This window comes from Bradyrhizobium sp. CCBAU 45394 (genome assembly GCF_028128655.1).
GTDB classification, from domain to species: domain Bacteria; phylum Pseudomonadota; class Alphaproteobacteria; order Rhizobiales; family Xanthobacteraceae; genus Bradyrhizobium; species Bradyrhizobium diazoefficiens.
This window is the reverse complement of sequence record NZ_LBIX01000120.1, coordinates 1-9,821: the sequence shown is the minus strand read 5'-3', so window position 1 is coordinate 9,821 and position 9,821 is coordinate 1. Positions and strand designations below refer to the sequence as shown.

Sequence of the window (9,821 nt, the reverse complement as noted above, 5' to 3'; positions counted from 1 at the left end):
CATACACGTGCCTGCAAACCCATCAAGAACATCGTGATGTGGACTCAGCGTGGTTGCCGCAGGTGGTAAGATGGAAGAATCGCGCCCAGCCTCCGGCCGCGGACTTTGGCCTCCTTTAAACCGCGGGCCGCTTGAGTCGACTCGCGAGAGGCTGGACCGCTCTCGCAGAGCTCTTGGAATCGCTGAGGATCTAATGGAGGCGTTCCGTTTCGTCTGGATGGATGCTGCATGGGGGCTTGCGGCGGGTCAGCGCCGTCCTCACCACCGATGCTGAAGGCGCGCGGACGTCATGATCGCTGTCAACGGCAGGTCCTGCACCTGGGGTGGACAGGTGGACATGGACCGCCAAGCGGTGATTGAGGGCTCGTTACCGGAACGCGCCTTATGTCCTTCGGGGCTTGGCGCATCACGATCCGGGCTAACTGAAGAAGCATCCAAATCCCACGGTTCAGAGTGCACCCGCTCCGGGGCAGAGCTGCTCGCTCGTTAAGCCTTGACAGGGTCGGTCGTGCGCTCAGTCCCATCAACTCGGGATTGGAACGTCTTTGACGGTCCAAACTCCACACCGCTCATCATTTGCTCCGATTTACACGAGAGGACACTTGAGCCTTCACCCAATACTGCTGCATCTCAACTCGGAAGTGTACTTAAAGTCGCGTACGACATGATGTTCCAACGACGATCCATCGACGTATCGAGTTGAAACTCGTCCCCTTGTCTTCTTTCCAAAGTTTACCGAGGCGGGCGCGCGCGGCCAGTTTGCCTGAGAACAAAGCTCCTTCAGGCCAATGACTAAGCCGACCCAACAGCCACCACCTCCGATGTCAGGTTTGCAACATGCTGTCGGGGCCGTGACGCCTCGATTCAGAAAATCCACTTTACTAATCATGCCATTGCAATTGGCATAAGGCTTGAAAGAGGTGAAAGCGGAACGCGTAGGTCATTCAGCAGGGGCTTGCGCAAAGGACAGTAGTGATGGCTTACAAGGGGGGCGTCTCTCGGCTTATTCTATGCGGCGGGTACGACGTTGACTTTCCGCGATCCGTCGCAATGCACGTTCGCGTAAGGTTTCGTCACAGTGGTTGATCACTGGGCGGCGGCTCGAGACGACATCGATGCGCGTGCGCGGCACGGTGCCGCGCCTGTGCCGGGCCCCGTGCCGGCCGGCATCAATATCCGTGGTGCGGCCGAATTTGAACAGCTCGAAACCGAGGTCCGGCGCATGGACGCCGACGGACCGGCTGCAGTTAATTGGAGCAAAGTCAGCACGCTGTCGCTCAATATCCTGTCGAACCAGTCAAAGGACATTTTGGTTGTTTGTTGGGCCACCTATGGTCTGTTCCGGACCGGAGGATACCAAGGCCTTGCCGTCGGCCTGAGCGTTTTGCACGGCATGGTGGATGCGCATTGGGAGGGGCTCTTTCCGCCGGTCAAGCGGGAACGGGCGCGGGTCGGAGCAATCAATTGGCTCGTTGGTCGCGTTGGGCCGGAGGTGGCCGAGAATGTGCCGATCGAAACTGAATATCCGGCAGTGCTCGCCGCCTATGAGGCGCTTGACGATCTCGATCGCCAGCTGCGCGACAAGCTGGTTAATGAGCAAGCCTCTTTGGGCGAGTTGTTGAGGGCTCTGCGGCCGCACTATGAAGAAGCGAAGCGCGCAAGCGCCGTGGCCACAGAAGGAGCCGCGCCGGCCCGAGATGTCGAGCAGGCCGACGTCGCCCCGGCGGAGTTCACTTCGCCGGATAAGGTCGCTCAACCGGCAACACCGGAGGTCGCAAGACCGGCTGGCGCTGATGGCGACTGGGCCGACTTGATCGACCGCTTGCCTGATATGCTGCGCCTAGCTTCGGCCGCCCGGCGCGTTACCTCCCCCGCAGACCCGAAGGTCTATCTGCTCAATCGTGTCGGCTCCTGGATGCGCTTTGACGCCCTGCCGCCCGATACCGGCTGCCGCACGACGATATTTGCGCCTGCGGACAGTATCGCAGCGTTGGAAACCAAAATAGCGGCCGGTCAACATGCCGACGTCTTGAATTTGGCCGAAGAGATCGTCTGGATGTCACCGTTCTGGCTCGACGTTCATCGGCACGCCGCGAAAGCATTGGAGCAAATGGGGCCACTCTTTGAGCCGGCAGCCGCGGCAGTGCGATCAAGCGTAGCCCTGCTGGTCACCCGCTATCCTCGGATCTTGACGTTTCAGTTCAATGACGGCCGGGCGTTCGCGGATGAAGAAACGCGCGCCTGGGCCGCCGTCGGTGGTGCGGACATGCCGCCGGGCCGAGATCCTGCCGACGACGCGGTTATTAAAGCACATAAGCTGATTGGCGAGGGGCACCCTCAGGCTGCCCTCGAGAAGCTGTCACGTGCGCTGGATGGCGCTAGCGGAGAACGAGCGCGGTTCGTGGGCCAGCTTGCGCAAGCACGTTTCTGTATCGAAACCGGGTTCGTGACCACCGCCGTCCCGCTGCTTGAGCACATGGAAGAGGTGATCGCCGAGCGCAATCTCGAACGTTGGGAGCCTCGGCTTGCGCTCGACGTCGCCGAATTACGCTTTCGCGCGATGACCCATTCCGACTCTCAGCAATTGATTGACGAGCCGCGCCGTCGTGCCGTACTCGAGCAAATCCGCAAGCGGATCGCTAGCATCGATATCGCACGGGAGAGCCAGCTTAGCCGCTAGCTGACTTTATCAGGGCAGAGTCTAAAACAGGAGCTGATATGGCAAAGGAAGGCTCGGTCGCTCCAAAGGAGCGCATCAATATCCGCTTTAAGCCGGCGACCGGCAACCTCAAGGAGGATGTCGAGCTGCCGCTTAAATTGCTGGTTCTGGGCGACTTCACCGGACAGGCCGATGACCGCCCGATTGAACAGCGCGAGCTTGTCAATATCGACAAGGACAATTTTAACGCGGTTGTCAAAAGCCAGCAACTGACTCTTCATATATCCGCCGAGAATAAGCTCGACGATCAGCCCGAGGCTGGCAAGCTGTCCGTGTCGTTGCAGTTTCAGAGCCTCAAAGACTTCGAACCCGAGCGTATCGTTCAGCAAATCCCGGAACTGCGCGCTTTGACCGAACTACGCGCGGCCCTGATCGCTCTGAAGAGCCCGCTCGGCAACGTGCCGGGTTTCCGCAAGGCCATCCGGAATCTGCTCGAAGACCATGGCGCGCGGCCGCGGCTCCTAAGCGAGCTCACCGGCAGGAACGAGTGAGCGATCGACGAGATTTCCTTGAGGGGCGAGCCCTATGACCGACACAAAAGCACAGCAGCCGGCCGAAGTCGCCACAAGGGCCACTGATCTTTCGTTGCTAGATCAGGTCCTCGTCGAAACCAGGATGACCCCGCGCGACGAGGGTTACGACCTCGCCCGCCGGGGCGTCGCAGCTTTCGTCGCCGAGCTCATCAAACCGAACCGGGCCGACGAGCAGGTCAACAATGCGCTCGTCGATCAGATGATCGCGGAGATCGATCGCAAAATTTCGGCTCAGCTCGATGACGTGCTGCACACAGACCAGTTCCAACGGCTCGAGTCGGCTTGGCGCGGGCTTAAGTTCATGGTCGACCGCACCGATTTCCGTCAGAACATCAAGATAGAAATCCTTAGCGTCAGCAAGGACGAATTGCTCACCGACTTCGAGGACAGCCCGGAGGTCGTCAAGTCGGGCCTGTATAAGCACGTCTACACCGCAGAATATGGCCAGTTCGGCGGCCAGCCAGTCGCGGCCATGATATCGGCCTACGAGTTTGGCAGTGGCAGCCAGGATGTTAAGCTGATGCGGTACATGAGCGCGGTAGCCGCCATGTCGCATGCACCGGTCATAGCTTCCGCTGCACCGGACATGTTCGGCGTCGAACGGTACGAGGAGATCGCGGGGCTGAAGGACCTGCAATCTGTGTTCGAAGGACCAAAATATGCCAAGTGGAACTCATTCCGCGAAAGCGAGGATGCTCGTTATTTCGGCCTGACGCTGCCGCGGTTTCTGCTGCGCTTGCCCTATGATCCTGAGACGGTTCCCGTGAACGGCTTTAATTATCAGGAGGCCTCGGACGGCGAAACCGACAACTACCTCTGGGGCAACGCTGCCTTTGCCTTTGCGACGCGATTAGCCGAAAGCTTCGCCAAGTATCGCTGGTGCCCGAACATCATCGGCCCCCAGTCCGGCGGCGCGGTTGAGGATCTCAATCAGCATACCTACGAGGCAATGGGACAATTGCAGACCAAGGTGCCGACTGAAGTGCTTATCTCGGACCGACGCGAGTTCGAACTAGCCGAGCAGGGCTTCATCGCGCTGACCATGCGCAAGGGGGCTGACAATGCTGCTTTCTTTTCGGCCAATTCCGTGCAGAAATCGAAATATTTCGGGAACAGCGAGGACGGTAAGGCGGCCGAGCTCAACTACAGGCTCGGCAGCAAGCTGCCCTATATGTTCATCATCAATCGCTTCGCCCACTACATCAAAGTGCTGCAACGCGAGAACATCGGCTCCTGGAAGAGCAGGCAAGAGTTGCAAGGCGAGCTAAACAACTGGATCCATCAGTATGTCGCCGATCAAGAGAATCCGTCGGCAGAGGTGCGCTCGCGGCGGCCTTTGCGAAAGGCGGAGATCATCGTCGAGGACGTCGAAGGTGAACCGGGCTGGTATCGCGTTGGCATCGCCGTCGTTCCACATTTGAAGTACATGGGCGCAGATTTTGCTTTGACGCTCAAGGGTAAGCTCGACAAGAAATAATGGTGGTAGGCGATGTTCGACCGCAGCCTTATGGAGCGCTTGGAGGACGGAGCGGCGACCCATCGGATGTCGTTCGACCGTTTCCGGGCAAGCGTCCTGGAAAACCTGCGTCGGGTTCTTAACTCGCGCCAGGGCTGCTGCGAAACACGGCCGGACCTTGGCATGCCCGACCTTAACGAGGCGGTAGGGCAGGGAGCCGACGCAGTACGCGCGCTCGCCCGTTCGCTCAAGCAGCAGATCGAGACATTTGAGCCCCGCTTGAAGAACGTGTCGATCCGCTTTCATGCCGATCCCGACAACCCGCTGCAGCTGAGCTTTCACGTCAACGCGACGCTTAATTATGACGACCAGATGAAGCAAATTTCCTTCGATGCAATCTGCGACAAGCACGTTCGGATAAGGGGCTGAGGCGGCGGTGGCCCTTAATCCCTACTACGAGGACGAACTCTCCTATTTGCGCGAGCTCGGCGCTGACTTCGCGTTGGCCAATCCGAAACTTGCGCCCTTTCTCGCGCGGGATTCCACCGATCCCGACGTCGAGCGGCTGCTGGAAGGCTTCGCCTTCCTTGTCGCGCGGCTGCGCCAAAAGCTCGACGACGAATTCCCCGAATTCGTCCACGGCCTGTTCCGGATGGTGTGGCCGCAATATCTTCAAGCCCTGCCGCCCATCACCACCCTGTCTTTTGCCTTGAAATCATCGGCGAGTGCTGCGAGCCTGAACGTGCCGGCCGGCACGAGCGTGCGTTCGCGGCCGATCGAAGGAACCAACTGCACGTTCGCCACTTGCTACTCAATTGACGTGCTGCCGCTTGAGATAGTTGATGTCCAGTTCGAGAACCGAACGAGTTCCGCGCGCCTTACGTTGGGTATCAAAGCAACCGGCCAGCAAAACCTGTCATGTCTTAAAAACGGCCGGCTCCGTCTTTTCTTCTCGACCGAGCGAGAGCCGCGAGCGGGACGCTGCCTATTGGCATGGCTGTGCCGTCACGCCTCGCACGGAACTGTGACCGTAGCCGATCGACAGGTCGCCGTGATCGGCTCAGCACAGATCGCGCCCGTTGGCTTTAGCGATGATGAGGCGGTTTTGCCCTGGCCGCACAACGCCTTCTCAGGATTCCGAATCATTCAGGAGTATCTGAGCTATCCGTCGAAATTTCTCTACGTCGAATTATCTGGTCTTGAGCCGCTTGCAGCCCACACGGAGACTGAGTGCAGGCTTACCTTCGAGTTTCGGCGCCCGTTCCCTGCCCAGTTGCGCCTCGGCAAAGGCCAGATTTGCTTGAACTGCACGCCGGCAATCAATGTATTCAGCCATGAGGCCTCACCAATTCGGCTGAATCGGACCAAGACCGAATACCGCGTACTTGCCTCGGGAGGGCCAAACTTCACCATCCGGTCCGTCGATGGTGTGACCGGCTATGTCCAAGGCCGTCCCGAACGCATTGAGTTCGAGCCATTCGACCTGTTGCGCCACGATCTGCCGGGCGCCGAGCGCAACCGCGCCTACTTTCGCGAGCGTATCCGGCCGGCGGTGGTCGGCCGGGGCGTCGATCACTACGTGAGTTTCGTTGACCGGCTCGACATCGGCCAACATCCGCCGATCGACGTCGCATCCCTGCAATTGACCTGCTCCAACGGTCCCGTTGCTGACCGGTTACCCATCGGTAGTGTGGATCTGCCGACCTCTGATACACCTCGATCGGTGACCTTCTCCAACATCACGACGGTGGTTGCAGAAGTGCCGCCACCGGTCAGCGATGGCTTGTTGCGACGTCTGTTGACCAATCTGGCCCGCAACTACGGAGCGATGGCTAACGTCGATGCGTTGCGGACTGTTCTTGCCAGCTACGAATTTCGTGCAGTCTACGACGTTCAGGCGCGTCGCCGCCTGGAATTGTTGCTCGAAGGCCTTGATCAGTTCGTGAGCACGGATACCGATCACGTGGTGCGCGGCGCCCCGATCCGAATGCGAAATATCGAACTCTCCGTGATCGACAGCAAGATCGGTGGCGAGAGCGAATTGTTCCTGTTGGGAGCAGTACTTGACGCTTTCTTTGCGACGTTTGCCGACATCAATATGCTGCAGCGGTTTTCAGTTCGTGGCACGGAAAGCAACGCACACTATCAATGGCCGGCGAGAAGCGGATCGATGATGGCACTCTGACGGCGCCCGACGAGCGCGATGAGCTCTCGGCATTCGGGTTCTTTTCGCTGGTTGCTCATCTCGAGCGGCGCTTCAGCGACGCTCCCCCGATCGGATCCACCGACGATCCCGCGCGGGAGGCGGTGCGCTTCCGTGCGGCGCCGACGCTTGGCTTTCCTGCCGAAGAGATCGCAAGAATCAGACAGGCCAAGGCCGCCGGTGAGCGCGTGGAGGTCTACGTCAACTTCCTCGGGCTGCATGGTCCCTCCTCGCCGCTACCGCCCTTCTATGCCGAACGGATCATGCATGCAGACGGCATGGGATCGCTCGGCGATTTCTTTGATCTTTTCAATCATCGTCTGATCAGCCTGCTGCTGCAGATCTGGCGGTACTACCGTCACCAGTTGCGGTTCGAGGAGGGCGCAACCGACGCGATCTCGGTGCTGATTGGCACGCTATTTGGACTCGGGCCCGGGGAAGACACAGCCAGGGAACGAGAATGGCGGACGTGGCTACTGCCGCATGCCGGGGTCCTTGCCTTGCGCAGCCGGTCCGCCAAGCTTGTGGCCGGCTTGATTTCCAGCCATTTCAACATTCCAGCCCGTGTCGAAGAATTCATCTGGCGCGAGATCGAAATTCCGCGGCAAGCGCAGTGGCGCCTTGGCCGACCTGATCTTGAGCTCGGCGTCGATACCCTTGCCGGTGAAACCATGCCGGACATCGTGGGCAAATTCCGGCTTTCCCTCGGCCCACTCAACCAGCAGCAGTTTCGGTCACTGCTGCCCGGTTGCGAGGGCCATGCCATCCTTTGCCGTCTTATTAGGGCTATTCTGCGCGTACCCTTGGCGTGGGATCTCCAGCTAGAATTAGCGCTCGGGCAGACACCGGAATGGGCTTTAGGCGAAGGAGAGTTAGGTTGGACGACATGGATCGACCCGCCCGATGGAACCGGAAACCTTGTTCTATTGTGATTTTTTCGAGTTGTTCGGGTGGATCACTCGCGATGGCGGGGTACTGAACCATTATCGCGCGTCACGGATCAACGTCCGGAGTCGCAGGCAACCCGGTTAGACGTTGCCATAGCGTGCTGCGGTCCAACGGCTTCTACGACCGAGGGACTGCTATGCCAGTGCACCGAGTCCACTCCTGACTCTTTAAGACCGCTAGGATGCCGTCACTGCATGCGCCCTTGGATGCAGATGCAGCGAGCGCGGACTGGCGCGAGGCCGCGGAAATCATGTTGCGCGAGCCCGACCAGCTCCGCCGATCGTCCGTTGCTCCAGCCGCGCCACTTGGCGAACAAATGATCCTGATCTGAGGCCGGCAAACTGGACCATTTTTGGCTAGAGTTTTCGCCGCCGAATCCTCTTGGCTAAGAGAAGCGACGGACGATGAAGGCCTCAAAATTTTCGAACGTCCGGAAGGCCTTCTCCTGAAGCAGGGCAGTGACGCGTTGCGGTAGCGGAGATCTGCTGCAAGGCCGGGATCAGCCAGGCGACCTACTTCAATTGGAAGAAGAAGTATGACAGGTTGCTGCCGACGAAGATGTGCCGGCTGAAGCAGCTCGAGGACGAGAAGGCCAAGCTGAAGATTTCGTCGCCGATCTGTCGCTCGACAGGGAGAGGCTGCAGGAGGTAATCCGCCGAAAGTCATGAGGCCTGGTCGCAAGCGCAAGCTGGTCGATGAAGTCCGCAACGAATGGCAGGTCTCGATCCGCAGAGCCTGCGCGGCGTTGGATTTTGACAGGTCGACCTACCATTACAAGTCCGTCGCTCCGGCCAGGCTGCCCTCGAACAAAAGATCAAGGGGATCTGCCATGTTCGTATCTGCTACGGCTGTCGCCGTGTCTTGATGCGTCGCGACGATGGCGCCACCGTCAGAACGAGCGCGGCGCATCTATCGCGAATTGGGTTGCAATTGTGCAACAAAACGCCCAAGCGGCGGGTCAAGGCCAAGCTAAGCGATGATCGTAGGCCGGCGACACGATCGAACGAGACCTGGGCGATGGACTTCGTGATGACCAGTCGGCGAGCGGACACACAGGCTGCGCGGGCTCACGATCCTCGATATCTTCTCCCGCTTCTCACCGGTCCTGCAGCCACTGTTCAGCTTCCGCGGCAGCGACGTCGTGGCGATCCTGGTAAGGCCCTGCGTGGAAGTGGGTTTCCCGCCAACCTCCGCCTCGATCAAGGCAGCGAGTTCGTGTCGCGCGATCTCGACCTATGGGCCTACCAGTGCGGTGTCACGCTAGACTTCGCCAGGCTCGGCAAGCCGACCGACACGGATGTTGTAGACAAGCCCTATGTTGTAGACAAGCCCTATGTCGCGGAAGCCTTGCTGTGTCGGGATCGTGGCTTTCCCCGCCACCGGGACGTGAACCTCGTGTACTCCTTCTCGGCGGATTCCACGCGTGCTCGTTCCTCAGCCCTCTTCGCGGGGATGTTGTAATCATAGGCCGATCCACGCTTGGCATGGCTGGTGGGTAATCCAGCGCGCAGTTCGATGCTCCGGAACTTGCGCGCCAGCAGGGCCGGCCTGGTCCAGATGTAGTCAGTGCTCTTGGTCAGCATATGCCAGATGATCATCGCCAGCTTCCGCGCCGTCGCGACTGCCGCGATGTGCTTGCCGCGTTGTGAAGCCACGCGCTGGAAGAATGCACGCAGCGGTCCCGGCGAACGGGCTACAGCCCATGCTGCTTCGACGAGCATTCCGCGAGCTTGGCCGCGGCCCTGCTTGGTGATCCTGCCATGGTAGGCGGAGCCCTCGCCAGACTGCCTTACGCTCGGGTTTAGCCCCAGGTAGCTCACCCAGCCTGGTCGGATCGGCAAAGCGCCGAATGTCGCCGACGACGCGGCCACGCCCGAAGCCACCGTCATGTCCACACCCGGCAGCCGCCGAATGATCGGATCGGACATCGCTTCACGCGCGATATCCGCCTCGACCTCCTTC

7 protein-coding genes and 1 pseudogene are annotated in these 9,821 nt (G+C 59.7%); 7 read left to right on the top strand and 1 reads right to left on the bottom strand.

Going from position 1 to position 9,821, the window contains the following annotated elements; translation table 11 throughout:
* Positions 1 to 1,078 precede the first annotated feature (1,078 nt).
* From tssA to WN73_RS12590, 7 genes and pseudogenes are all read left to right on the top strand, one after another.
* Positions 1,079 to 2,680, top strand: a complete 1,602-nt coding sequence (gene tssA / locus WN73_RS12620) for a type VI secretion system protein TssA (protein WP_271553041.1) — start codon at positions 1,079 to 1,081, stop codon at positions 2,678 to 2,680.
* 38 nt (positions 2,681 to 2,718) lie between these two features.
* Positions 2,719 to 3,210, top strand: a complete 492-nt coding sequence (gene tssB / locus WN73_RS12615) for a type VI secretion system contractile sheath small subunit (RefSeq protein ID WP_271553040.1) — start codon at positions 2,719 to 2,721, stop codon at positions 3,208 to 3,210.
* Positions 3,211 to 3,244: 34 nt separating this feature from the next.
* Positions 3,245 to 4,729, top strand: coding sequence for a type VI secretion system contractile sheath large subunit (tssC, locus tag WN73_RS12610; protein ID WP_271553039.1), 1,485 nt, complete (start codon positions 3,245 to 3,247; stop codon positions 4,727 to 4,729).
* Between the two features lie 12 nt (positions 4,730 to 4,741).
* On the top strand, positions 4,742 to 5,137 hold the full coding sequence (gene tssE, locus WN73_RS12605; RefSeq protein ID WP_271553038.1) for a type VI secretion system baseplate subunit TssE: 396 nt from the start codon (positions 4,742 to 4,744) through the stop codon (positions 5,135 to 5,137).
* 7 nt (positions 5,138 to 5,144) lie between these two features.
* Positions 5,145 to 6,893: a type VI secretion system baseplate subunit TssF gene (tssF, locus tag WN73_RS12600; protein ID WP_271553037.1), complete on the top strand. Its 1,749-nt coding sequence runs from the start codon at positions 5,145 to 5,147 to the stop codon at positions 6,891 to 6,893.
* Positions 6,857 to 7,843 (top strand): type VI secretion system baseplate subunit TssG, encoded by a 987-nt coding sequence (tssG, locus tag WN73_RS12595; RefSeq protein WP_271553035.1) that lies wholly within the window; start codon positions 6,857 to 6,859, stop codon positions 7,841 to 7,843. The genes tssF and tssG overlap by 37 nt, the downstream gene beginning before the upstream one ends.
* Before the next feature lie 420 nt (positions 7,844 to 8,263).
* Positions 8,264 to 9,167: pseudogene (locus WN73_RS12590) on the top strand (DDE-type integrase/transposase/recombinase); the annotation flags it as partial.
* A 23-nt stretch (positions 9,168 to 9,190) separates the two neighbouring features.
* Here the strand turns inward: WN73_RS12590 and WN73_RS12585 are convergent.
* Positions 9,191 to 9,821, bottom strand: a 631-nt coding sequence (locus tag WN73_RS12585; RefSeq protein WP_442870083.1) for a transposase, incomplete at its 5' end; no start/stop codon positions are given.